Origin of the sequence: Hypericibacter sp. (genome assembly GCF_050729195.1) — a bacterium.
In the GTDB taxonomy this organism is placed as follows: domain Bacteria; phylum Pseudomonadota; class Alphaproteobacteria; order Dongiales; family Dongiaceae; genus Hypericibacter.
In genome coordinates this window covers 1-23,988 of sequence record NZ_JBOHKS010000204.1, presented here as the reverse complement: position 1 = coordinate 23,988, position 23,988 = coordinate 1, and the positions used below count along the sequence as shown (strand labels likewise).

The 23,988-nt window shown below is 65.8% G+C and carries 23 protein-coding genes, 1 other RNA gene and 1 pseudogene; 9 read left to right on the top strand and 16 right to left on the bottom strand.

The annotated features are described in order from the left end of the window. Positions 1 to 184 precede the first annotated feature (184 nt). Entirely contained in the window at positions 185 to 1,414 is a 1,230-nt protein-coding gene (locus ACREE8_RS15850) for a hypothetical protein (protein ID WP_431573979.1), read from the top strand. Positions 1,415 to 1,629: 215 nt separating this feature from the next. Here the strand turns inward: ACREE8_RS15850 and ACREE8_RS15845 are convergent, their stop codons facing one another. Beyond that, entirely contained in the window at positions 1,630 to 3,036 is a 1,407-nt protein-coding gene (locus ACREE8_RS15845; RefSeq protein ID WP_431573978.1) for a DUF1254 domain-containing protein, read from the bottom strand. 311 nt (positions 3,037 to 3,347) lie between these two features. Here ACREE8_RS15845 and ACREE8_RS15840 point away from each other — a divergent pair, with 311 nt between their 5' ends. After that, the gene (locus tag ACREE8_RS15840) at positions 3,348 to 3,899 is read left to right on the top strand and encodes a GNAT family N-acetyltransferase (RefSeq protein WP_431573977.1); all 552 of its coding nucleotides are present in this window, start codon (positions 3,348 to 3,350) and stop codon (positions 3,897 to 3,899) included. A 196-nt stretch (positions 3,900 to 4,095) separates the two neighbouring features. Here ACREE8_RS15840 and ACREE8_RS15835 read toward each other — a convergent pair whose 3' ends face one another. From ACREE8_RS15835 to ACREE8_RS15825, 3 genes are all read right to left on the bottom strand, one after another. Further along, a complete protein-coding gene (locus ACREE8_RS15835; protein WP_431573976.1) occupies positions 4,096 to 5,256 on the bottom strand; it encodes a patatin-like phospholipase family protein in 1,161 nt (386 codons plus the stop codon). A 122-nt stretch (positions 5,257 to 5,378) separates the two neighbouring features. Continuing rightward, the gene (locus tag ACREE8_RS15830) at positions 5,379 to 6,101 is read right to left on the bottom strand and encodes a hypothetical protein (protein WP_431573975.1); all 723 of its coding nucleotides are present in this window, start codon (positions 6,099 to 6,101) and stop codon (positions 5,379 to 5,381) included. A gap of 33 nt (positions 6,102 to 6,134) precedes the next feature. After that, positions 6,135 to 6,836 (bottom strand): aspartate/glutamate racemase family protein, encoded by a 702-nt coding sequence (locus ACREE8_RS15825; protein WP_431573974.1) that lies wholly within the window; start codon positions 6,834 to 6,836, stop codon positions 6,135 to 6,137. A gap of 249 nt (positions 6,837 to 7,085) precedes the next feature. Here ACREE8_RS15825 and ACREE8_RS15820 point away from each other — a divergent pair, with 249 nt between their 5' ends. Further along, the gene (locus ACREE8_RS15820; protein WP_431573973.1) at positions 7,086 to 7,478 is read left to right on the top strand and encodes a hypothetical protein; all 393 of its coding nucleotides are present in this window, start codon (positions 7,086 to 7,088) and stop codon (positions 7,476 to 7,478) included. Positions 7,479 to 7,493: 15 nt separating this feature from the next. Here the strand turns inward: ACREE8_RS15820 and ACREE8_RS15815 are convergent, their stop codons facing one another. The 8 genes and pseudogenes from ACREE8_RS15815 to ACREE8_RS15780 form a co-directional block, all read right to left on the bottom strand. Continuing rightward, positions 7,494 to 8,165, bottom strand: a complete 672-nt coding sequence (locus ACREE8_RS15815; RefSeq protein WP_431573972.1) for a dihydrofolate reductase family protein — start codon at positions 8,163 to 8,165, stop codon at positions 7,494 to 7,496. 543 nt (positions 8,166 to 8,708) lie between these two features. Beyond that, positions 8,709 to 9,425 carry a phytochelatin synthase family protein gene (locus tag ACREE8_RS15810; RefSeq protein ID WP_431573971.1) on the bottom strand — a complete coding sequence of 239 codons (717 nt, stop codon included), beginning with the start codon at positions 9,423 to 9,425 and terminating at the stop codon, positions 8,709 to 8,711. A 67-nt stretch (positions 9,426 to 9,492) separates the two neighbouring features. After that, complete coding sequence (recR, locus tag ACREE8_RS15805) at positions 9,493 to 10,086, bottom strand: recombination mediator RecR (protein ID WP_431573970.1); 594 nt, start codon at positions 10,084 to 10,086, stop codon at positions 9,493 to 9,495. Positions 10,087 to 10,303: 217 nt separating this feature from the next. Then, positions 10,304 to 10,621 (bottom strand): annotated as a pseudogene (locus ACREE8_RS15800) (YbaB/EbfC family nucleoid-associated protein); the annotation flags it as partial. A 25-nt stretch (positions 10,622 to 10,646) separates the two neighbouring features. Continuing rightward, a complete protein-coding gene (locus ACREE8_RS15795; protein WP_431573969.1) occupies positions 10,647 to 12,503 on the bottom strand; it encodes a DNA polymerase III subunit gamma/tau in 1,857 nt (618 codons plus the stop codon). 48 nt (positions 12,504 to 12,551) lie between these two features. After that, positions 12,552 to 12,645, bottom strand: an RNA gene (gene ffs / locus ACREE8_RS15790) — signal recognition particle sRNA small type. A 313-nt stretch (positions 12,646 to 12,958) separates the two neighbouring features. Continuing rightward, entirely contained in the window at positions 12,959 to 13,621 is a 663-nt protein-coding gene (locus ACREE8_RS15785) for a DUF6134 family protein (protein WP_431573968.1), read from the bottom strand. Between the two features lie 180 nt (positions 13,622 to 13,801). Next, positions 13,802 to 14,503 (bottom strand): DUF6134 family protein, encoded by a 702-nt coding sequence (locus ACREE8_RS15780; RefSeq protein WP_431573967.1) that lies wholly within the window; start codon positions 14,501 to 14,503, stop codon positions 13,802 to 13,804. A 197-nt stretch (positions 14,504 to 14,700) separates the two neighbouring features. On the opposite strand from ACREE8_RS15780, the gene ACREE8_RS15775 reads away from it, so the two are divergent. Further along, the gene (locus ACREE8_RS15775) at positions 14,701 to 15,459 is read left to right on the top strand and encodes a TerC family protein (RefSeq protein ID WP_431573966.1); all 759 of its coding nucleotides are present in this window, start codon (positions 14,701 to 14,703) and stop codon (positions 15,457 to 15,459) included. Between the two features lie 39 nt (positions 15,460 to 15,498). Continuing rightward, entirely contained in the window at positions 15,499 to 16,440 is a 942-nt protein-coding gene (nudC, locus tag ACREE8_RS15770; RefSeq protein WP_431573965.1) for an NAD(+) diphosphatase, read from the top strand. 151 nt (positions 16,441 to 16,591) lie between these two features. Here the strand turns inward: nudC and ACREE8_RS15765 are convergent, their stop codons facing one another. Both ACREE8_RS15765 and ACREE8_RS15760 read right to left on the bottom strand, forming a co-directional pair. Further along, positions 16,592 to 17,473 (bottom strand): prephenate dehydratase, encoded by an 882-nt coding sequence (locus tag ACREE8_RS15765; RefSeq protein ID WP_431573964.1) that lies wholly within the window; start codon positions 17,471 to 17,473, stop codon positions 16,592 to 16,594. Continuing rightward, complete coding sequence (locus ACREE8_RS15760; protein ID WP_431573963.1) at positions 17,470 to 18,261, bottom strand: 3-deoxy-manno-octulosonate cytidylyltransferase; 792 nt, start codon at positions 18,259 to 18,261, stop codon at positions 17,470 to 17,472. The genes ACREE8_RS15765 and ACREE8_RS15760 overlap by 4 nt, the downstream gene beginning before the upstream one ends. A gap of 327 nt (positions 18,262 to 18,588) precedes the next feature. On the opposite strand from ACREE8_RS15760, the gene ACREE8_RS15755 reads away from it, so the two are divergent. The 4 genes from ACREE8_RS15755 to ACREE8_RS15740 all read left to right on the top strand — a co-directional run bounded on the left by ACREE8_RS15755 (position 18,589) and on the right by ACREE8_RS15740 (position 21,602). Further along, on the top strand, positions 18,589 to 19,617 hold the full coding sequence (locus ACREE8_RS15755; protein ID WP_431573962.1) for a c-type cytochrome: 1,029 nt from the start codon (positions 18,589 to 18,591) through the stop codon (positions 19,615 to 19,617). Positions 19,618 to 19,717: 100 nt separating this feature from the next. After that, positions 19,718 to 20,497, top strand: coding sequence for a histidinol-phosphatase (gene hisN, locus ACREE8_RS15750; RefSeq protein WP_431573961.1), 780 nt, complete (start codon positions 19,718 to 19,720; stop codon positions 20,495 to 20,497). A gap of 123 nt (positions 20,498 to 20,620) precedes the next feature. Continuing rightward, positions 20,621 to 21,286, top strand: coding sequence for a glutathione S-transferase family protein (locus ACREE8_RS15745; RefSeq protein WP_431573960.1), 666 nt, complete (start codon positions 20,621 to 20,623; stop codon positions 21,284 to 21,286). Between the two features lie 58 nt (positions 21,287 to 21,344). Beyond that, on the top strand, positions 21,345 to 21,602 hold the full coding sequence (locus ACREE8_RS15740; protein WP_431573959.1) for a GIY-YIG nuclease family protein: 258 nt from the start codon (positions 21,345 to 21,347) through the stop codon (positions 21,600 to 21,602). A gap of 267 nt (positions 21,603 to 21,869) precedes the next feature. Here the strand turns inward: ACREE8_RS15740 and ACREE8_RS15735 are convergent, their stop codons facing one another. Further along, on the bottom strand, positions 21,870 to 22,742 hold the full coding sequence (locus ACREE8_RS15735) for a type 1 glutamine amidotransferase (protein ID WP_431573958.1): 873 nt from the start codon (positions 22,740 to 22,742) through the stop codon (positions 21,870 to 21,872). A 53-nt stretch (positions 22,743 to 22,795) separates the two neighbouring features. Further along, a partial coding sequence (locus ACREE8_RS15730) for an MFS transporter (RefSeq protein ID WP_431573957.1) occupies positions 22,796 to 23,988 on the bottom strand: 1,193 nt, incomplete at its 5' end.

Here is a 23,988-nt window from a genome sequence, read left to right as displayed (position 1 = left end):
TCCCTGGGCTGTCATCGCCGGGCTTGACCCGGCGATCCAGGGCCGCAGAAGGCTGGATGCCCGGATCAAGTCCGGGCATGACAGGAGCGGGGAACCTCCTCTCAAGGGGGAGGGGCCACAGGTAGCTTCGATCTCGCTCGAAGCTTAAAAGTAGAGCGAAGCGATCATGGGGGAGTTGGCGAGCATGGACAACGCGATCTGGAAATGGCCGATCTCCGGCCCGCAGCATCTGGCCGGCACGGCGGGGCGTTTCAGCTTCGTGGGCGGGGCCGGCGATTTCGACGCGAAGGGGAAAATCCGCCATCTGGACGATCTCTTGGCGCAGATCCCGGGCACGATCGCCAACATCGCCGCGGCCCTCGCGGTCGAAGGCTGCGGGCTCGCCGACATCCTGCGGCTCAAGGTCTTCTACAAGAGCGACGGATCGCGCGACGAATGGGAGGTGCTGGCGGCGCTCGCCAAGCATTTCGAGCGCGATCCCCTGCCCGCCATCACACTCCATCCCGTGCCGCTGCAGCCCTTCGCCGGCCAGGCGCTGCAGGCGCAGGCGATCGCGACGCGCGGCTGGCGCGACCATGCGCCGGACCTGCGCGTCGTCACCGGCGAAGTGCCGACGAACTACCGCCAGCGCTTCGGCGGCCGGAAGATCACGCTGGGCCTGCGCGCCCACGAGTTCCTCGCCGTGCCGGCGCGCACCGCGATCGACGACGAGGGCAACCCGATGCCGGGCGACGGCGTCGCCCATTCGCGCATCATCATGTCGCGCCATGAGGAGACGCTGAAGGCGCTCGGCGCCTCCTTCCAGGATGCGATCAAGATGGAAGGCTACTATTTCGGCATCACTACGGAAGCCTGGGCCGACATGGCGCGCACGCGCGGCTCCTTCTTCCGCGAGCCCGGCCCCGTCGCCACCGTCGTGCCCTGCCACGGGCTCTATCCCAAAGGCGCCCAGACCAAGATCGAGGTCATGGGCATGCGCGAGAGCTGGAACGGCTTCGACAAATATATCCCGCGCGAGGATCGCTGGCCGCGGCGCGTCTGGGACTGGCAGATCCCGCTGCCCTACCGCCAGGCGATCCGGCTGCGCGACATGATCTGGCTCGGCGGCCAGGTGCCGTCGGCGCCGGATTCCAACAAGGGCGTGACCGTCCTTCCGGGCCAGCTGCTGCCGCAGACGCAGTTCACCATGAGCCTGATCGAGGACCTGCTGCGCGCCTTCGACCGCATGACCTCGGACCTGAAGCTGGTGATCGCCTATTTCACCTCGTCGGGCAGCGAAGCGGAGACGCGGGCCTTCATTGACATGCTCCGGGCCTGCATCCCCGGGCCCCTGCCGCCCCTGACCCTGGTGCCGCAGCCGCATATGCATACGAAGGACATGACCGTGGAGATCTGGGGCGTCGCGCGGGGGTAGAAGCGGAGCGCTTCTCGCAATTATTTATTCTCCCCGCGCCGCCCGCACGCGTTCTTCCTGTCATCGCCGGGCCCCCGGGTCCGACCAAAGGTCGGCCCGAGGACAAGCTCGACATCACGGCGATCCAGGGCAAGAGAAGTCTGGATGCCCGGATCAAGTCCGGGCATGACAGGAGGAAAGCGGGGCGCGGATGTCTCTGCCGCGATCGCGCCGCCCTACTTCACCTGCACCAGCGGCGGTTCCGTCCAGCTGCCGTCGAGCGCGGCGGCTTCGGGGATGTAGAGGCGCTGGACCATCATGAAGGGACCCGGGGGCACAGGAAGCCAGTTGGATTCCTTGTCGGGGCCGGGGGAGTCATGCTGGATATAGAGCGTCAGCCCGCCATCGGCGTCGAGCTTGAGCTCGGGCAGCATCGGCGAATTGATCAGATAGCGCTTGATCGGGTTGGCCACCAGGAACTGGTGCGGCAGGTCATACATGGTGAGCGACCAGAAGGCCTTGGCGGGCGGGAACTGGCCGGCCGTGTAATGGATCGTGTAGGCGTGGGCGCCCGACATCGCCACGCCGTCGACCGGCTTGTCATAGATGCCGTAATAGGCCTCGTCCTTCGAGTTGCCATAGATGCCGGTCTGGGCGCCGAGCGCGCGGTTGACATAGTTGTTCTTCATGAAGGCGCGGGTGCCGAAGAGATCGACCGAGGAGGTGGTGACGGCTTTGCGCGCCTCGATCTCGCGCTGACCGTCCGCCATGCCGGCCTTGAGCGCCGCGGTCATTTCCGGCGACAGCTTGGCGAAGTTGATGGTCTGGCCCGGGCCGATGCCGATCTTCGCAAAGCGCTCGCGCAGATCGACCTCGCTGGGATCGGCCGGGCAGAGCGTCAGCAGGAAGCTCAGGACATTGAACATCTCGAGCGAGCTGCGCTCCTTCGCCGCCGGCAGCGGCGGGATGAACTTGATCTTGGGTGCCGCCTGCGGCGGCGTTTTGCCCAGGAAGGTCGAGAGCGGCTGCAGCTTGTACTGCGCCTGGATCTTCTTGACGTTGCCGATGTCGGAGGGCCCGAAGAGCTGCGTGCGATAGATCGGCATCACGAGCTGCGTCTCGGCCCGGATCACCTTGGCGATGCCGGGCGGGGTGGCGCCCTTCCAGTTCGGGCCGGCGATCAGGAAATTGCCGCCGCCATTGCCGGTCGTGCGGGTGCCGAGATAGTCGAAGTTGAAGGTGTAGAGATCGACGAGCTGGACCGAGTAATAGCGGTTCGCCTCGATCGCCGGCAAGGTGATGACCAGGGGCTCGGCGCGCAGATCGAGCCAGGCGAAGGAATAGGGTGTGTCGGAGTTCGGCGTCTGGACGGTCTTGTCCTTCGGCGTGAAGACGCGCGCCTCGCTGGCGAGATGGTTGATCGATGCCTTGTAGGCGGGCCCGCCCTTGTCGACGAAGAAGGACCAGGCGATCCGGTAATTGTCGACCATCGGGAAGCCGTAGATATAGGCCTCCTTCGCGATCGCGCGCGCCTCGGTCGGCGTGACCTCCGCCGCCGATGCCGGCATGGGCAGCGCGGCCGGCATCAGCAAGGCCATTCCCACCGCCAGCGCCAGCATGCGGATGGTCTTTTCGACGAGCATCGTGTCTTCCCCCGAAAAATGGCGGCCCCCGAGGCCGCGCACAGGCAGCCAGCTTATCTCAGAGGCCCGCGGCATGGGAATGAAGCCCGGATGACAGAGCCCTTGTCATTTCGCGCCAGATGCTCGAAGACCACGCAATGCCCTCCTGTCATCGCCGGGCCCCCGGGTCCGACCAAAGGTCGGCCCGAGGACAAGCTCGACATCACGGCGATCCAGGGCCAGAGAAGTCTGGATGCCCGGATCAAGTCCGGGCATGACAGACAGAGGAACAGGTTAAACGCCGCTCCCCCTATCACAAGCGAGTCCCTCCCTTGCGCTCCGAAACCCTGCCGAATACCGCCATCCCCGTCCTCGAAACCGAGCGCCTGATCCTGCGCGGCAACCGGCTGTCCGATTTTCCGGCGCTGGCCGAGCTCTGGGGCGACAGCAACGTCGTTCGGCATATCAGCGGCAAGCCCTTCTCGCCCGAGGAATGCTGGGCGCGCCTGATGCGCTATGTCGGGCACTGGGCGCTCCAAGGCTACGGCTTCTGGGCGATCGAGGAGAAGGCCAGCGGGCGCTATGTCGGCGAAGCAGGGCTCGCGGATTTCAAACGCGATCTCAAGCCCTCGCTGGACGGGTCGCCCGAGGCCGGATGGGTGCTGGCGTCCTGGGCGCATGGCAAGGGTTACGCGACCGAGGCGGTGCGCGCCGCCGCGACCTGGGGCGCGGCGAAGTTCGGCAGCACGCCCCTCGCCTGCATCGTCGCCGCAGAAAACAAGGCTTCGATCAATGTCGCGACCAAATGTGGCTTCCGCGAATACACCCGCACGACCTACAAGGGCGGCGAGACGATCATCTTCCGGCGGGAGGCGGGGAAGTAAGAGCCCGTCAAGAAAGGCCATCCTCTCCGCCCGCCTTCGCGGGGGGAGAGGGCAGGGTGAGGTGGGTGTTCGAAAAGAGCGAGATATGGCAGCGAAGTGCCCCCTCACCCAGCTGCGGGTAAGCTCGACTTCGTCTCGCTAACCCTCCGCGTCCCTCTCCCCCACTTCGTGAGGGAGAGGATTTGGCAATCGCCCCTCACGCCACCGCTTGATGGATCGCGACGCCCGTCAGCGCGTCGACCTCGGTGTCCCAGGGTTCCTGCGCGATCACGCGCTTCACATACTCATAACCCGCCTGCCAGCGCTGGCGGATGCCACCGGCGCTGAAATCGACGTCCTTGGTGTGGTCCTCATTGTCGAGGCGTGGCGCCAGGAGCCGTACGAGATGCATGGTGGTGCCGCAGCCATAGGAGGCGAGCTCGCGCACCATCGGATCCTCGGCCGCGCCCGGCGGCAGGCGCTTCGCCAGCTCGCGCACCACATGGCGCAGCCGGTGCAGCTGCTGCTGGCGCGCGACATGGCTCAAGCCGCGGCTCGAATATTGAATGTCCTTCATCCGTCCCATCACCTCCCAGATCGTTTCCGGCGCCGCACCTTCCGGCTGCCAGAGATTGACCGAGAAGATCAGGGAATCACGCCGCGGCCGGTCGTCGAACACGCATTCGACCGGGGTGTTCGAATAGATGCCGCCGTCCCAATAGGGCTCGCCCTCGATCATCACCGCGGGAAAGGCCGGCGGCAGCGCGCCCGAGGCCATGACATGGGCGATGTCGACCGGCATGTCGCGGCTGTCGAAATAGCGCATCTCGGCGGTGCGCGCATTGACCGCGCCGACGGTGAGACGCACATGCTTGGCGTCGATGTAGCCGGTATCGACGAGCTCGCTCAGCGTCTCCTTCAGCGGCGCGGTCGTGTACCAGGAGGCCTGGTCGACGCCGGTGCGATGATGGACGCCCCAGACGCCGTGGCGGCTGGGCTCGAAGAATCCCGGCACCCCGCGCATCACCACGCCCAGATTGGCAAGAAGGCTGGGATTGGCGAAGGCGGCGCCCCAGACATTGTCGCCGGCATAGGTCCCGCTGCGGACCCGCTGCCAGAATTCCTGCAATCGCGCAAGCCGGTTGCCAGGCGCGTTGCCGGCGATGAGCGCGGCATTGATCGCGCCGATCGAGGTGCCGATCACCCAGTCCGGCTCGATGCCGGCCTCGCTCAAGCCCTGATAGACGCCGGCCTGGTAGGCGCCGAGCGCGCCGCCGCCCTGCAGCACCAGCACGGTCTGGCCGAAAGACTTGCGCGGCCGCGAAGCGGATTTGCGTTTGGTCGCCGGCTCGAACACCGGACGTGCGGAAACGGTCATGGCGTTTCTCCCTTTATCGAGCGCCAGGATGGGAGAAGGCGATGACGGAGGAAAACGCCGAACGACGATGGTTTCCATGCCCCCGCGACATGGAGGCGGCGGGCCATGATTATGGATCTACATCACTTCTTCGCGCGGATCCGCCTGCCGCGCGGCTTGCGGTACTCGCTGCGGTGGCCGGTGCGGTCTTCCGCCTGGAAGCGCTGCTTCTTCCGGCGCGAACCGAACTTGTCCTTGACCTTCTCCCTCGTCTTGATCGTCACATAGCCGTTCGGGCGCACCGAGAAGGGTTTCTTCAGCAAGCCCAGATGATCGAACTTGGTGCCGCGGGGATGTCTGAAGGGCTCGAACCAGGTCGGGTAGAGGAAATTGGACATCGGGATCCCGTCGACGAGGAAGGTGTCCTCCTCGACCGGATCGCACATCTCATAAGCATATTGGGTGCCGCCTTTCGCCTGCGCCCAGAGATTGGCGATGGGATCGATGGCCATCTCGAACAGCTCGTGCGAGGCGGTGACGCTCACCAGCTCCTTGTCCCGCAAGGTGGTCTTGACGAAGATCTTCGAGTAGGGCTGGCCCTGCTTGGTCAGAGCATGGTCGCCATAGGCGGCGGCGACGGTGGCGTCATCGAGAAAGAGAAGCTGCCAGTCCGTGGGCTTGGCTTTCCTGGGCTTGTAGAGCTCGACCGGATAGCCCCAGACCGGGAGAAAATGCCGGTCGTAGCATTTCTGTAGCGCGGCGATGAGCTTGTCGAAATCGACGCCGAGATCGACCGTCGCCTTGTTGATGCAGGCGATCCGTACCGGCGCGAGCCGGCCGGCCTTGACCGGGTGGATGATGTTCATGCGATTCCCCCTTCGGGCGAATAATCGGACTTTCTATTCCTGCTTCCCTTCGACCGCGCGCCGCAGCGCGACTTGCGCGAGAAGGCGGGTCGAATCCAGCGTCGGCAGCAGTGAATTCTCGTCATTGATGACCAGCGGGAGCTCGGTGCAGCCGAGGATCACGGCATCGCAACCCTTGTCCTTCATCCGTTCGATGACGCGCTGAAGGGTCTTGATGCTGTCGCGCTTGAAGATGCCATAGACCAGCTCCTCCATGATGATGCGGCTGGTCTCGTCGCGCTCCGCGGTGTCGGGGCGGCGATAATCGAGCCCCTGCGCGACAAGCTTCTCCGGATAGACCACGCTGTCGACGAGCCAGCGCGTGCCGGTGATGGCGAGACGCCGATGGCCGCGCGCGACCGCCTCGGCCGCGACGACCTCCGCGATATGGAGCCAGGGCAGCGGCGAGCGCGGCAGGACATGCGCCATCGCCTGGTGAATCGTGTTGTCGGGACAGATCAGGAAATCGGCGCCGCTCCGGGCGAGCTTCTCGGCGGAACCGAGCATCAGCGCGCCCACGCCCGCCATGTCGCCGCGCTCGAGACAGGCGACGTAGCTCGCGAGCGAGGGTGTGTGCATCGATATCTCGGGATGCGCATGGGGCCCGAGCAACGCCGCCCCTTCCGCGCAGATCGTCCGATAACAGAGCGCCGCGCCTTCGGCGGAGCAGGCGACGATGCCGATGTGAAGAGGCATATGTTTCTCCTATCCCCTCCCCCCATTTGGGTGAGGGAGGGGGAACCCGCGGATCAAGCATCGAGTGCTCCCCCTTCCTGGCCTTCCTCCGCAAGGGGGGAAGGGACAATACCGAGGCCAGCGCCGGCAACCCCGCCCCTAACCCATTGAAATATAACTCCTGAAAAAACAAAAGCCCGCGTTACCGATTCGCTAACTTCCTGCTGCCACTATGGCTCACGGGAAACCTCCAAGCAGGAGGAGATGAAAGTGAGCGACTCTTACATCTTCGAGAGACGGCGTATCTTCCGGCGGCGCAACACATGGTCGTCGCGGGCGAGCCTGACGCTCGTCATTTTCCTGGGCGCGATGTTCGGCTATCTGCTGCCCGAGATCCTGTCGACCGCGAGCCTGACGCCGCCCTCGCTGGGCGAGCGGGCCTACGGTCAGGTCGGCAGCGTCACTCCCACCGGGACCGTCGCCTGCGAGGCGATGGATTGCGCCGGCACGAAGGCCCCGCCCGAGCACAGCACCGCGTCGGAAACGATCGGCCAGTGCAAGATCACCGGGACCTGCATCACCAGCGCCGCCGCCTCCGGCCTCGAGCTCGGCTTCAGCGCGGACCGCATCGAGATGTCGGTCCTGCCCGCGGGCGCACGCTAACGATCCTTCCTGCGTCTAACCGCTGCGATCGCGCTCGTCGATGACGAGACTGGGCGCGGAAACCGCTTCGACCTCTTCCGGCTCGCGGACATCCTCGACCGCGACTTGGCGGAGATGACGCGTGATCGCGGGTGGGATCGTCTTGAGGCGCGGCGGGCTGAGCGCGCTGCGGCGATAGCGCATCAGCACCTCGCCGGTCGCGAAACTCCGCGTGTCGAGGAGTTTCAACCGTTCGAACTCGCCGGGACCGGAGAAGAGCGGCATGCCCGTGCCCAGCAGCACCGGCACCAGCGCGATGTTGTATTCGGCGATCAGCCCCTCGCGCTGGAATTGCGAGGCGAGATTGCCGCCGCCCACGAGGAAGATGCGCTTCAGCCTGTAGCGCTCCATCTCGATCAGGAGCTTGATCAGGGGCAGCGAGGTTTCGATCACCTCGGGCGGCTCGGCTTCGAGCGGCCGGTGGGTGAAGACCCAGCAGGGCTTTCTCGGATAGGGCCAGGCCGCATGGCGGCGGATCTTGTCGTAGGTGAGGCGCCCCATGATGAGGCCGTCGACGGAATCGTAGAAGGAGCGATAGCCGAAATCCTCGCCCTCGGGGTCGAGACGGGGCAGCCAGTCGATTCCGCCATCCAGCGTGGCGATGAAACCATCGAGGCTCGTGGCGACGTAATAGACGATCTCGACCATGCACGCTCCGATCATTCGAGGGCGACGAATTGGCTGTCGACAACGGAGCGATCCCCTTTCCGCTCGCGGACTCGACCCTCTCTCGCTGGCTCGCGAAAGAATTTTTTTCCAATCTCGCTCTGCGCGGGCTCATCGCCCGCAAGGCAGGAAGACGACTTCCTCTGGACTCGCTTTCTTGGGCTCGTGTCTCGCTTGGATCCTGTCCGCCCGCATTCACACAACCGCACGGGTGAACGGTCGCGATTATAGCAGCGTTCCTGCGACAGTTTCATAGCGAATGGCGAGAGAAGCGAGAGGATCGGGGATCGTTGCGGTCGCGACAAATTCGTCGCAATTCCACAGCTGCATACCCGGAAAATCAACATTTGTTGGTCGACAAGGCAGCGATCAGAACGGACTACGCAAGCTGATGGTGCTGGAAAATGCGTCAGCAAGATTGGCCGGCCGTTCAGCCATCGGAGTGCGGCTTGCAGCGGCGGCGTCCAGCCGGCGCACTCCTTATACCCGTGATGCTCTGCTGCGACCCCGATTAGACCAGTGCCGCTACGGTTTCGCGGCGATCAGCACATAACCACGGGTACGGTTCTGGTTGTCGCTATCGGTGGTGTTCATGGCGGCGAAGAGATCAGCCGCCGTGACCCATACGGGCGGATACTTGTAGCGGGCCACGTCGAGGATGAGGAACCGGTCCGACTTTCCGTCATAGGCAGCAAGCGGCGAGATGTGGCCGCCCTTCTCCTGGCCAATGGCCTTGCGGAGATAATTCACCACGACGAAATGGCCGGGCTTGGACAGATAGTCGCGAGCTGCGGCGCGGAAAGCTTCGAGGCTCGTGTCCGCAGCGTGGTGGACCTCGACGGCGACGGGTTGGGTGGCGATGAAGGCACCGAGTTGATCCAGCGTCATGCCCATCTCGCGGATGGTGTCGGCCGGAATTACTGCCTCGGTCGCGGCGGAGAACACATTGTCCTGGGTGAAGGTACGGTAAGGATCGTATTCGGGAACAGCTGGGGCCGGCAGCTGCAGGGCATTCAACACCATGACGCTGCTGGCGACGCCACAGAAGGCTTGGTTCTTCTGGGTGACAAAATTGTCGGCCAGCGGGAAATAGGCGGCCCGCGCCTCGGCCTCGAAGAAATAGCCCTCGCCCGCCGGGCTGGCGGCGCCAATCAGATTGGGCGGCAGCGGCAAGGTTTCGGCGTGCGAACCCGAAGCCAGCGCCAAAAGAAGAAGGACTGCCCCAAGCAATCTTTTCAGCATGCTCGTGCCCTCATTGACCCGAAAGAAACTAAGCCGGTATCCAATCGCCATCGATGCCAAACAGCCGTTACAGCGGGCGGCGCGCCTTCAGGGCCGCGGTCAGCGTGCCGTCGTCGAGATAGTCGAGCTCGCCGCCGACCGGGACACCATGGGCGAGGCGCGTGACCTGGATTGGCAGATTGGACAGCCGATCAGTCAAATAATGCGCGGTCGTCTGGCCTTCGACCGTGGCCCCCAGCGCCAGGATCACTTCCTTGACCGCCGGCTCCGCCGCGCGGCGCAGCAATCCGGCAAGGTTGAGCTGCTCCGGTCCCACGCCGTCGAGCGCCGAGAGCTTGCCGCCCAGCACATGGTAGCGGCCCTTGAAGGCCATGGCGCGCTCGAGCGCCCAGAGATCGCCCACCTCCTCCACCACGCAAAGCTGCGAGGCGTCGCGCCGCGCGTCGCGGCAGATCGAGCAGGGATCGACGCTGTCGAGATTGCCGCATTCCGAGCAGGCCTTCACCTCATGCGCCGCCTCCTCGATCGCGGCGGCCAGCGGCAGCATCAGCGCCTCGCGCTTCTTCAGGAGATGCAACGCCGCGCGGCGCGCCGAGCGGGGTCCGAGACCCGGCAGGCGCGAGAGCAGCTGGATGAGGGTGTCGAGGGTGGTGGGGGTCATGGGGATAGAAAAGCCGCAGAGTCAGAGTCGGATCAAGGGGAGCCGAGGGGCAAGCTGTCCATCAGCCTTCGTCCGCCAGGCCTGACTGTCATGCCTGGGCTTGACCCGGGCATCCAGGCTATTCAGCGACCGAGCGGCGGCCCTGGATCGCCGGATCAAGTCCGGCGATGACAAAAGAAACGGAGGGCCTTCGGCCGCTCCCACCGCGCCCACAAACCGGCAGCTTCATCCCCGGCGGGAGCTGCAGGCCGCCGGTGACCTTCGCCATTTCTTCCTGCAGATAGGTCTCGAGCTTCCCCTTGGCGTCGTTGAAGGCGGCGGTGACGAGGTCCTCGAGCATGCCGACGTCGGTCGGATCGACGATCTTGGGATCGATCTCGAGCCGGCGCATCGCGCCCTTGCCGTTCAAGGTCACCTGGACCATGCCGCCGCCGGACTGGCCCGACACTTCATGGGTCTCGAGCGCGGCCTGCATCTCGGCCATCTTGGCCTGCATCTGCTGCGCCTGCTTCATCATCTGGCCGATATTCTTCATGCCGCTTCTCTTGCTTTCTCTCTGATCAATCCGCGGGCAACTCGTCGGCCACGCTGTCATCGCCGCCCGTCTCCTCCGACGGCGCAGCCACGGCGGCGGGCTCGGGCTTGAGCTGACGCACCGCCTCGATCGAGGCGCCGGGGAAATTCTTCATCACCGCCTGCACCAGCGGATGGGCCGAGGCCTCGCGGCGCTGGCGCTGATCCTCGGCCTGCGCCTGCTCGCGCAAGGTCGCCTGGCCGGCATCGCTAGAGATCGCAATCACCCAGCGCCGGCCGGTGCGCTCGGTCAGCAAAGTGCCCAGCTTGTTGGCGAGATTGGTGGGCGCCCCTGGGCCCGGCCGGATCTCGATGCGGCCCGGCTCGAAATGCACCAGATGCACGTCGTTCAGGAGATGGCCATGCAGCATGCCCTCGCGCATCTTCGCAACCGCCGTCACCAGCGCCTCGAAGCTCTGCGGATCGGGAATCGTCAGGGGATTGGGCGCCGGGTGGGCTTGCGCCTGCAGCACCTCGGCGCCGACCGCGAGGGCATTGGTGGGCACGCCCGAGGAAGCGCCGCCCTGGGCGCCCATCGCCGAACCCGAGGCGACCGCCGCGGTCGCACCATTGCCGCGGGCGCCGCCTGAGCTTGTCGCCGTCCCGCCGCCGCGGGGTGCGGCCGGAATCGCGGCGACACCGCCCTGCTCCTCGATGCGTTTCACCAGATCGCCCGGTGTCGGCAAGGTCGAGGCGTGGATCAGGCGGATCAGCGCCATCTCGGCCGCCTGCAGTGGCGAGGGCGCGGTCTGGGTCTCGCCCAGCCCTTTCAACAGCATCTGCCAGGCGCGCGCGAGCACGGGGATCGCCAGCGCGTCGGCCAGGGCCTTGCCGCGGGTACGCTCCGTCTCGGGCAGCGCCGGATCGTTGACGGTCTCGGGCACCAGCTTGACGCGCGTCAGCCAATGGGTGAGGCCCAGAAGATCCTGCAGCACCACGACCGGATCGGCGCCCGATTTGTAGAGCTCGGCCAGGAGCGAGAGCGTGCCCGGCGCATCGCCCTTCATGGCGCGCTCGAAGAGATCGAAGAGCTGGCTGCGGTCGGCCAGGCCCAGCATCTCGCGCACCGTGGCCTCGTCGATCTCGGTCTTGTCCCCGGCACCGACATCAGCGCGCGCGATCGCCTGGTCGAGCAGCGAGAGCCCGTCGCGCACCGAGCCGTCGGCCGCGCGTGCGATCAGTGCCAGAGCGGCTTCCGAGAACTTGGCGCCCTCGGCCTGCGCGATGCGCGCAAAATGGGCCGATAGAATCTCGGCTTCGACGCGCCGCAGGTCGAAGCGCTGGCAGCGCGAGAGCACCGTCACCGGCACCTTGCGGATCTCGGTGGTGGCGAAGATGAACTTCACATGGGGCGGCGGCTCTTCCAGCGTCTTCAACAGCGCGTTGAAGGCCGCCGTCGAGAGCATATGCACCTCGTCGATGATGTAGACCTTGTAGCGGGCCTGGACCGGGGCGTAGCGCACGCCGTCGATCAGCTCGCGGATGTCGCCGACGCCGGTGCGGCTGGCGGCGTCCATCTCCATCACATCGACGAAGCGGTCCTCGGCGATGGCGCGGCAGGGCTCGCAGACGCCGCAGGGCTCGACCGTGGGGCCGCCCTTGCCGTCGGGGCCGATGCAGTTGAAGACGCGCGCCAGGATGCGGGCGGTCGTGGTCTTGCCGACGCCGCGCACGCCGGTGAGGATGAAGGCGTGGGCGAGCCGCCCCTGCGCGATCGCGTTGGAGAGCGTGCGCACCATCGCATCCTGGCCGATCATCTCGGCGAAGTTGCGCGGGCGGTATTTGCGGGCAAGGACCCGGTAGGGGGTCGTCTCGGTCGAGGGGCTGTCGCGCTCTTCGGTCATGCGGTCGCGAAGCGTCCCTTCCTGACGGCACATCTCATGCGGTGAGGTGGGAGACCGGCAAGGCGACCCGTGCGGAAACTCGTTACGGCTGCTTCCTTCCGGACCTGACCGGGTTGGCGAGGCGCACGTCCGCCGCCGATCTCCCGAAGGCACTATATCAGCCAGCCGCGCGCCAGAAACAAGACCGAATGACGCGTTTTATCCCCAGCCGAAGAGATTGGAATGACGAGAGATTTTGGGGGCCGCTTTCGACAAATGACGGGCGGACAGCCGATTTCTCCCTTCCGCTCGACCCCGCACCCCGCCCTTCCTTCTGTCATCGCCGGGCTCGACCCGGCGATCCAGGGCAAGAGGCAACGCGTGATCGACGAAGGCTGGATGCCCGGATCAAGTCCGGGCATGACAGCGAGAAAAACGCGGGAGGCGGACTTTCTAACTATGGGTTCGCCGCCGCCCTACTTCTGCAGCGTGAAGGTCAGCAGGCTCCCGTCCTTCGCGTTGTAGGCGGCCTGGACCACCTCGCCGTCGGGGCCGTACCAGACTTCGCGGCGGAGGTCGCCGGTAATCGAATAGTGATGGCCCTGGACTTTCGTCCCGTTGCCGAGCGTCACCGCTTCCATGCCGCGATCGGCGATGGTGACGTCCTTGGCGCGGCCCTTGGTCGGCTCGATCAGCTGCTTCTGGTCGACCGTGGCCGGATTCCACAGGCTGCCCGGGATGAGATTGCCCGGCAGTGTCGCCTGCTCGCTGTTGTAATGGCCGCGCAGCTCCTCGCCCTGGCGCTCCAGCAGCACATCGCGGTCGGTGCCGTTGTCGTTGGTCTTGGCGGCGAAGCGCATCAGCTTGCCGTCGATCCAGTCCTCCTCGGCGTCATGCTCGAAGCGATAGATCGTGACGAAGAGCAGCTTCACCTCGATGCGGATCTTGGTGTGGACGGTGAGCTTGTCGCCGTCGCGGGTGAATTGGACGGTATGGGTCCCGATCTGCGAACCCTCGCGCCAGACGTCATAGGTGATGGTCCCGTCCGGCGGAAAACCTTCCGGCACTGCGATCGCGGCCCGGACCGCCGCCGGCAGCAGCAGCCCCAGGACCAGCAGGCAGCAGGCGATAAGGCGCATCAGGGATCTCCAGAATCAGCGATTTTCCCGGGACTCACCGGTCCCGCCCCCTGACATGGGGTGTCGCTTCCGATTCCTCTATATCCCTGATCCCCTGAAAACGGCGCATTTCGGCCGCTGCGCCGACCGGCGCCGGGTCATCACGGAAACCCGGGATGCCGGACCGCGGCTGTGCGTCGGCTACTTCAATGCCGTTTGCGAGGGCGCCGGCGACCGGGCGACGCCGCCGCGCAGCTTGAAGGTCAGCACGCTTTCGTCCGCTGCTTGGTAACTCGCCTGGACCACCAGACCGTCGGCCCCGTACCAGACTTCGCGATGCATCTCGCCGGTGATCGAGTAGTGACGCGCCTCGACGGTCTGCGCCCCTTCCTTGACCGGCTCCAGGCCGCGGTCGAAGACCGTCACGGCAAAGGCCTCGCCTGCGGTCGGGTCGAGCAACTGCTTCTGATCGACCGTGGCTGGATTCCAGAGACTGCAGGGAATGATGTCCGCTGGCAGCGTCACCTGCTGCGAATTGTACTGGCCACGCAATGTATTGCCATCCCGCGCGAGCAGCACGTTCCGGTCGGTGCCGTTGTCGTCGGTCTTGGAAGCATAGTGGACCAGCTTGCCGTCGACCCAGTCTTCCACGGCTTCATGGTCGAAGTGATAGAAGGGGATGAACAGCAACGACACCTCGACGTTCATCCGGATATGGACCCTGAGCTTGTCGCCGTCGTGCAGGAAATCGACCTGGTAGGTCCCGATCCGGGCGCCTTCGCGCCAGACGTCGTAGGTCACAGCGCCGGTCAGCGGATATCCATTCGGGACGGGCACGGCTGCGCCGGCCGTTGCCGGCAAAAGCAGCCCCAAACCCAGGAGACAGAGAACCAGAAAGCGCATTGACGGTCTCTTTTGGGTTGTTATCCCGACCTCACTGTCCGGCTCGATCTTGTCAAATAAGGCAAGCCGCCCAATTTCTCTGAGTTCCGGGCGTCTGGAAAGCATTATTTTCCGGACATTTGCCCAATCTTGCCGCCGAATTCGCTTCCTCACCCCTCTTTCCCGCACATCCCCCTCTTTTTCTGGAGCCCCACCTCATGATGGAACTCCTTGCCGATCCGCAGGCTTGGCTGAGCCTGGTCACACTGACCGTGCTCGAAATCGTCCTCGGCATCGACAATCTGGTCTTCATCGCCGTCCTGGTCGGCAAACTGCCCCGGGAGCAGCAGCCACTCGCCCGCCGGCTTGGAATCGGGGTGGCGCTGGGAACCCGGCTCCTGCTCCTGGCGAGCATCGCCTGGATCGCCGGCCTGACCCAGCCCGCCTTCACCCTCTTCGACCACGCCATTTCCTGGCGCGACCTGGTCCTGATCCTCGGCGGCCTGTTCCTGATCTACAAATCCACCCATGAGATCCATGGCAGCCTCGAGGGCGAGGCGGGCGGGACCTCGGCCAAGGTCCAGGCCGCCTTCATGGCGGTGGTGATCCAGATCGGCATCCTCGACATCGTGTTCTCGCTCGATTCCGTGATCACCGCCGTCGGCATGGCCGAGCATTTCGAGATCATGGTCACGGCCGTCGTGCTGGCGATGATCGTGATGCTGGTCGCCGCCGGGCCGGTCTCGGGCTTCGTCGAGCGCCATCCGACGGTCAAGATGCTGGCCTTGAGCTTCCTGCTCCTGATCGGCACGGCGCTGGTCGCCGACGGCATGGGCTTCCACATTCCGAAGGGCTATATCTACGCGGCGATGGGCTTCTCGGTGATGGTGGAGGGGCTCAATCTGCTGGCGAAACGCCGGCGCCAGAAGCCGGTCGAGCTGCGCCAGCCCTACAGCAACGAGCCGCCGGCAGGCTGACAAGTCCGCCGCGCGGCGCATGAAAGACGGCCTTCGCCGATGAATGAGAACGATCGATCGCGCTTGAATTTCTATGCCGGCGGCCGGCTCGACCGGGCGGGCCTGCGGCGGCGCGATCGCGACTGGATCGAACGGCTGCTGGCCGATCCGCGCACGCGCCTGGTGCCGGTCTGGCGCCAGCAGAGCTTCGTTCTGCAAGCGGAGATGCCGGCGATCGCGACGCTCTTGCGCGAAAGCGCCAGCGAGCTGATCCAGAGCGCCGCCGAGATCGCGCTGCTGGGACTCGAAGGCGAACCCGATAACGGGGTCGCCTATTTCGCAGTGGAGATCTCGCATCTCGAGGCGCCGGAGACACATCCGCTGCTGTCGGCCGCCGGCCGCTTCGCCGACATCCGCAGCGTGGGTCCGCTGCTGGGGCAGGAGGAGGGCCAGCTTCTCGCCTATGCGCGCGGGCTCATGCATTGGCACAGCCGGCATCGCTTCTGCGGCGTCTGCGGCTCGCCCACGGTGAGCGAGGATGCGGGCCATCAGCGCCGCTGCACCAACAGCGCCTGCAATGCCGTGCATTTTCCGCGCACCGATCCGGCCGTCATCATGGCGGTGACCGATGGCGAGCGTCTCCTGCTCGGCCGCCAGGCGAGCTGGCCGCCGGGCATGCATTCGGTGCTGGCAGGCTTCGTCGAGCCCGGCGAGAGCCTGGAGGAAGCGGTGGCGCGCGAGGTGAAGGAAGAGGTCGGCATCGACGTGGAAGACGTCCGTTACCACTCCTCGCAGCCCTGGCCTTTCCCGGGATCGATCATGCTGGGCTTCAACGCCCGCGCGCTGTCGACGGAGATCCACCTCTCGCCGGAAGAGATCGCCGAAGCCGCCTGGTACACGCGCGATCAGCTGCGCGCCAGCCCCGAGAACGAAACCTTCCGCCTGCCGCGGCGCGATTCGATCGCGCGCCGGCTGGTGGAGGATTGGATCAAGCAGAAATAGACGCTGGCGCGAATCTTCTTTAGCGACCCCTCCCGCAAGGGGAGAGGGCGTGACAAACACAAACCACGCCCCCTCCTCCGACGGCGAAGCCGGCGAGCGGGAGGGGGGAGGGGTCGGAGAAATCTTCGCGCGCGTCAGCGCGCGTCCGCTTCTACTGCGCGCCGTTCTGCTGCTGGCGGAAGGGCGAGGCCGCATAGACGCCGAGGATCTTCACCTCGCGCGAGAAGAAGCTGAGCTCCTCGAGTGCCAGCCGCACCATGCGCGAATCCGGATGGCCGTCGATGTCGGCGTAGAACTGCGCGACGGTGAAATGGCCGTCGATCATATAGCTTTCGAGCTTGGTGATGTTGACGCCGTTGGTAGCGAAGCCGCCCAGCGCCTTGTAGAGCGCGGCCGGCACGCTGCGCACGCGGAACACGAAGCTGGTGACGACGGGGACCTTGGGATCGGGATCGACCGGCTCGCGCCCCATGATGACGAAGCGCGTGGTGTTGTGCTGGGCGTCCTCGATGCCTTCCTTGAGGCTGACCAGGCCGTAGATCTCGCCCGCGAGCGAGGATGCGATCGCAGCCTCGGTGATGTCGCCCTTCGCGGCGATGTCGGCCGCGGCGCCGGCGGTGTCGGCGTGGACAACCGCCTTCAGGCCCAGCTCGCGGATCAGCTTGCGGCATTGCGAGAGCGCCTGCACATGGCTGTGCACGGTCTTGAGCGACTTCAGCGTCGCGCCCTGAGGCGCCAGCAGGTGATGGTTCACGCGCTGGAAATGCTCGGCGACGATATGAAGCCCCGAATCCGGCAGCAGATGATGGATGTCGGCGACGCGGCCCGCGACCGAGTTCTCGATCGGGATCATGGCGAGCCGCGCCTTGCCCTCGCGCACCGCCGCAAAGACGTCCTCGAACGACGCGCAAGGCAGCGTGCGCAAGGTCGGATGGGCGGCGCGGCAGGAGAGATCGGAATAGGCGCCGGGCAGCCCCTGGAAGGCGATCAGATCGTCGGCGCCGGTGGCGCCTTGCTTGGTCGTTTTGGTCATGAGCGGGTTCCGGAGGGCCGGGGCTTGGAGCTGTTGGGTGCCAGCAGCGCACGGGCCTTTTCGAGGTCGGCCGGAGTATCGACACCGAGCGGAAGGGTGTCAACGAGCGCCAGGTCGATACGCATGCCGGCCTCGAGGGCCCGCAGCTGCTCGAGCTTCTCGCGCTGTTCGAGGCGGCCCGGCGGCAGCGCCACGAAACGTTCGAGCGCGGCGCGGCGATAGGCGTAGAGACCGATATGGTGATAGAGCGGACCGGCGCCGGTGGGTACGGTGGCGCGGCTGAAATAGAGCGCGCGCGCGATCGGCGGCTTGCCGTTCTGGCCTTGAGCCGGAAAGGCCGCGACCGCCTTCACCACATTCGGATTGGTGCGCTCGGAAGGTTCGGTGATCTCGGTCGCGAGGCTGGTGAGATCGACCGCCGGATCTTCGAGCGGCGCCAGCACGGCCGCGAGCAGCGCCGGATCGAAGGTCGGCAGGTCGCCCTGCATGTTGACCACCACGTCGTGACGCCGGTCCGGATCGGCCAGGCCCAGCGCCTCATGGATGCGATCGGAGCCCGAGGGGTGATCGGGCCGGGTCAGCACCGCGCGACCGCCGGCCGACTCGATGGCGGCGACGATCTCGGGCTCGGCCGCGGCCACCACCACCGGTCCCAGATCGGCTTCCCGCGCGCGGCGCCAGACATGGACGATCATGGGATCACCATGGATGTCGGCGAGCGGCTTACCCGGCAGGCGGGTCGAGGCCATGCGGGCGGGGATCATGATGATGGGATTGCTGCGGGTCATGCAGGATCAGAAGCGTCCGTTGGAAAGCAGGGCGAAGCGAGGCTCCCGCTGCGGCATAATGACGCGAAAATTTCGTCGCCCGCCGAGCCCGGGCCCGGGCCCTTCCGGCACCGAAGTCGGGCGCACCATAACGGCCGGAAAGCCCAGTGTCTTGCGGCTTTTGGCGACAGGAACCCGCAATTGCGCTGCGGCGGCGGACGGGGGTAGAGTGCGCGCCGCCGCCGGTGGGAGAAGGCCGCGTCGGCGCCGTCCTGGAGCCAGCCCGATTCGGCCGGTCCGACGGCCGGGGATTCAGGGCCGGAAGTCAAAGTTCAAGGGTCATTGCCGATGTCGTCTTCGTCGTCGCTCGAGCTTAACAAGATCGTTGGCGCGGTTCTGGTCGCGGGCATCGTCGCCATGGTGTGCGGCACGCTGGCCGGCATGCTGGTGAAGCCTCACCACGCCGAGCATGAAGCCGTGGCGGCGGGCGAAGGCGGCGGCGGTGCGGCGAAGCCCGCCGGTCCGGCGCCGATCGAACCGGTCAGCGGCCTGCTCGCCAATGCCGATCCGGCCAAGGGCCAGGAGGTCGCGAAGAAGTGCCTGACCTGCCATACCTTCGGGAAGGGCGAGCCGGCCAAGGTCGGCCCCAATCTCTACGGCATCGTCGGCAACAAGCATGGCCATATGGAGGGCTTCTCCTATTCCACGGCGATCAGCTCGATCGACAAGCCCTGGGGCTATGAAGAGATCAACCACTTCATCACCAACCCGCGGGCTTATGCGCCGGGCACCAAGATGAGTTTCGCCGGCCTGCCCAAGGTCGAAGACCGCGCCAATGTGATCGCCTATCTGCGCACGCTCTCGGACAATCCGGTGCCGCTGCCGACGCAGGACGAGATCGACGCCGCCAACAAGGCTTATGAGGATGCCAAGGCCGCGGCCGCGGCACCCCCGCCGAGCAGCAGCTCGGCCGCACCGGTCGCTTCGACCACGCAGGAAGCGGCGGCTCCGGCCGACGACAGCGCCCAGGTGGTCGGCATGATCGCCAGCGCCGATCCGGCCAAGGGTCAGGATATCGCGAAGAAATGTGCCGTCTGCCATAGCTTCGGCAATGGCGAGAAGGCCAAGGTCGGCCCCAACCTCTATGGCATCGTCGGCAACATGCACGCGCATATGGAAGGCTTCTCTTATTCCGACGCGATGAAGAACACGCCCGGCACCTGGGACTATGCCGCGCTCGCGCACTACCTTCTGAACCCCAAGGCTGCCATCCCCGGCAACAAGATGGCCTTCGCCGGCCTAAAGAAGCCCGAGGATCGCGCCGCGGTGATCGCTTACTTGCGCACGCTTTCGGACAATCCGGTGCCGCTGCCATAAGCAACGGCTCGATCCCAAGACCTTTCGATCGAAGCGGCCGCCCGGGGCTTTCCAGGGCGGCCGTTTTCACGAGCGCCCCCGATCTCTCGAGGAGAACGTCATGACATCCGCCAAGGTGCCGTCCGAGTTCGTGAGCTTCGCCCATGAGCTGGCCGAGGCCAGCGGCAAGGTGATCGCGCGCTATTTCCGCCAACCGATCGACATCATCACCAAGGAAGATCTGAGCCCGGTCACGATCGCCGACCGCGAAACCGAGAGCGCGATGCGCGCCCTCATCAAGGCGCGCTTTCCCGGCCACGGCATCGTCGGCGAGGAACATGGCACGGAGAAACGCGACGCCGAATTCGTCTGGGTGCTCGATCCGATCGACGGCACCAAATCCTTCATCTCCGGCCGGCCGCTCTTCGGCACCTTGATCGCGCTCTGCCAGAACGGACGGCCCGTGCTGGGCGTGATCGATCATCCGGCGATCGGCGAACGCTGGATCGGCGCCCATGGCCATCCGACGCAGTTCCAGGGCAAGCCGGTCAGGGTCCGCGCCTGTCCCGATCTTTCGAAGGCCTCGCTCTTCGCCAGCTCGCCCGAGATGTTCGAGCCCGAGGACCAGCCGCGTTACTGGCGCCTGCGCGAAGCCTGCAAGATGTCGGTCTACGGGTCCGACTGTTATCACTACGGCATCATCGCCAGCGGCTTCGGCGATGTGGCGATCGAGGCCAATATGGGGATCTATGATTATCTCTCGACCGTGCCCGTGATCGAAGGGGCCGGCGGCGTCGTGACCGACTGGCAGGGCAACCCCCTCACCATGGCGTCAGACGACAAGGTGCTCGCCTGCGGCGACGCGCGCGCGCATGAGAAGGTGCTGAAGCTGATCGCCTGACGGGCGGGGCTTCCTTTCATCCACAGATTCGGCGGGGCGGTGGCGGGCGTCTGTCTTGTTGCGCCCTCGATGTTCTTGTATTGTTCTGTGCGATTCCTTGTCGTTTTCGCTCGAGGCCGCATCATGAGGCTCTACTCCGGACCGCTCAGCCTGTTTTCCCGCAAGGTCGAGATCGCGCTGCGGGAGAAATCCCTGCCCTTCGACCGCGAGATGGTCCCCTTCACCCAAGAGAAGGGCTATGCGCCCAAGCACTCCGCGGTCCTCGCGGCCAACCCGAAGGGCCAGGTGCCGGTGCTGATCGATGGCGGGCTGACGCTGTTCGATTCGACGGTGATCTTCGAGTATCTGGAGGAGGCCTATCCGAAGCCGCCGCTCTATCCGGCGAGCGCCAAGGACCGCGCGCGCTGCCGGCTGCTCGAGCTCACCGCCGACGAGATCCTGCTGCCGCCCTTGCGTCAGCTCATGACGCGGACCTCGCCGCCTGACCCGGACCCCGAACGCCAGCGCCAGCGCGTCGCCGACGCCGACCGCGGCGAGATCGCGCTGCGCGACCATTACGAGACACTGTCGCGGCGCCTCGGCAGCCAGGAATTTTTCTGCGGCAGCTTCTCGGTCGCCGACATCGCGCTCTTCATGACGGTGCTCTGGGTACAGCGGTTGAAGGGCCCACGCCTCGACGCGCAGCCGAAACTCGCCGCCTGGTATGAGCGCGTGAAGTCGCGGCCGTCGGCGGGACTGGCCGCGGAGGAGATCGCGGCGGCCGATCGGGAGTTGTCGCCGCCGTTGTAGCGCAGTCCTGTCATTGCCGGGCTTGACCCGGCAATCCAGGGATCATTGACGCCGCTCTATGAAGACCTACTACGTCTATCTTCTCGCCAGTCAACGCAACGGCACGCTTTATATCGGCGTGACGAGCAATCTGGTGCGACGCATCTATGAGCATCGCGAAGGCGTCGTTGACGGTTTCACCAAGCGCTATGGCGTGAAGCAGCTCATGCATTTCGAGGAGTTCGCTGACGTCTTCCTTGCCATTCATCGCGAGAAGACGCTCAAGAAATGGCCGAGAGCTTGGAAACTTGATCTGATCGAAAAGTCCAACCCTTAGTGGCGCGATCTCTATGAAGAGATCATCTAGCAGCGGCGCCGGCTGCCCTGGATCGCCGGATCAAGTCCGGCGATGACAGAGGGGGTGGGTATGGGCATGACGAAGTGAGTGGCACCATTCCCTCTCCTGTCATGCTCGGACTTGATCCGGGCATCCAGCCTTCGTCGGGATCGCGGGAACTCCTGCCCTGGATCGCCGGGTCAAGCCCGGCGATGACAGAGGAGTGGGGCGATAACGGTGCGGGGGAGGTGGGTCGCGGCAGTGCTCTCACTGCCGCATCGTCGGCAGCACGAGGCGGTCGATCCAGTTGCGGACTTCGGCGAGGCGGATGTCCTCGTTGGTCACGTCCTCGTCGATGCCGAGCAGCCAGGCGACGTCCTTGCGCGAGGGGTCCTGATGCAGGGTCTCGAGCAGGTTGACATAGGTCTCGCCGGCCTCGCGGTCCTTGAAGAAACCCAGCTTCTGCAGCTTCTCGAGCCGGCACCAGGTGAGGCGCGCCAGCTCATGGAGATCGTACTCGGGGTGATATTGCAGGCCCCAGAAGGTGCCGCCCTTATGCGTCACCGCGACCGCCTGGATGTGGGTGAAGGCGTTGGAGGCGAGCAGCACCGCGCCGGCGGGGAGATGCGTGATCTCGTCGACATGGCTGATGAAGGCGTCGAACACATTGCTCTTGCCGAAGTAGAGCGGATGGCCGCGGCCCTCTGGCGTCAACGCGATCTTGCGCGCGATGCCCATCTCGCGGCCGCGCGGGTTGGCGCGCACGATGCCGCCCGCCGCCGTCACCGCGATCTGCGCCGCCCAGCAGGAGCCGAAGCTCGGCACCTTCGAGGCGAAGGCCTCCTTGGCGAGCTCGATCTGCGGCGTCACGCGCGGATCGCCGTCATAGATGGTGAGGCTGCAGCCGGTCCAGGCGATGCCGTCATATTGCGCGAGCGCCGCGCCCTTGGGCAGGCTCGAACCCGGATCGGCCGGATGCACCACGTCGCATTGCGCCTCGGGCAGGCATTTCTTCAGCATCGCGACATAGAGGTCGCCCGCGGCCGAGGCGCCGCCCGCCTGCAGCTCCTCGCGCGCCGACTTGTTGTAGCCGTCGATCACCAGGAACTTCACCGCCGGTTTCACGCCTGCCCGTGCCATGCCGTTCTCTCCTTCAAGGGACCTTCGCCCGCTATCGTCGGATCCGATCGATCCTAGCCCAGTTTGGCGGGCGCCACTTTATCGCCCGGCGCGATCTCGGAAAAGCCCAGGGTCTCGGTATCGAGCTTGTCCACCTTGGCCAGCTTCCGGAACAGCCGGGTGAAGCTCAGCACCACCAGGATGGTGGCGCTGCCGCCCAAGACCACCGCCGGCACGGCGCCGATCAGCGATGCCATGCTGCCGGCCCAGAAGGCGCCCAGCTCGTTCGACGCGCCGACGAAGACGGCCTCGACGGCCATCACCCGGCCGCGCAGATGATCGGGTGTCGCCAACGGCACGACCGTGCCGCGGATATAGACGCTGACCATGTCGCAGGCGCCACCGCAGAAGAGCGCCCCCATCGACAGCCAGAAATTCTGCGACAGGCCGAAGGTGATGATGCAGAGCCCGAACAGCCCGACGCAGGTGAAGAGTATGCGGCCGGCATGATGCCGGATCGGGCGCTGGGTCAGATAGAGCGCGGTGGTGACGGCTCCCACGCCGGCCGCCGCGCGCAGCAGCCCCAGCCCTTCAGGGCCCGTATGGAGCACGTCCTTCGCGAAGACGGGGAGCAACGGAATGGCGCTGGAGAACAGCACGGCGAAGAGATCGAGCGAGATGGCGCCGAGCAGCACCTTGTGGCTGAAGATGAGACGAAGTCCGCCCAGCACGTCGCCGAGCTTGATCGCTTCCTTCTTGCCGTTGCCGACGACACGGCGATGGCGAACCAGCGCGATCATGCAGATCGCGGCGCCCAGCGCCACCGCGGCCGAGCCATAGACCGCATCGGGACCGAAGAGATAGATGAAGCCGCCCAGCGCGGGCCCGCCGATGGTGGCGACTTGCCAGGAGACCGAGGACCAGGCGACAGCATTGTTGAGGAGCTCGGGCGGCACGAGGCTCGGCATCATGGCGCGCGAGGCCGGGGCGACGAAGGCGCGCGCCACGCCGAAGCTGAAAGCGATGGCCAAGATCGGCCAGAAGGCGGCATGGCCGCTGACGACGAGGAACAGCAACGCCAGCGCGCAGAGCGCCTCGCCGCCGAGCGCCAGCAGCATGATGCGCCTGCGGTCGAAACGGTCGGCCACGGGGCCGACCAACAGCGCCAAGCCGATCGCCGGCAGGAACTCCGCCAGCCCGATCATGCCCAGCCGGAACGGACTCCCGGTCAGGTCATAGACCTGCCAGCCGATCGCCACCGCCTGCA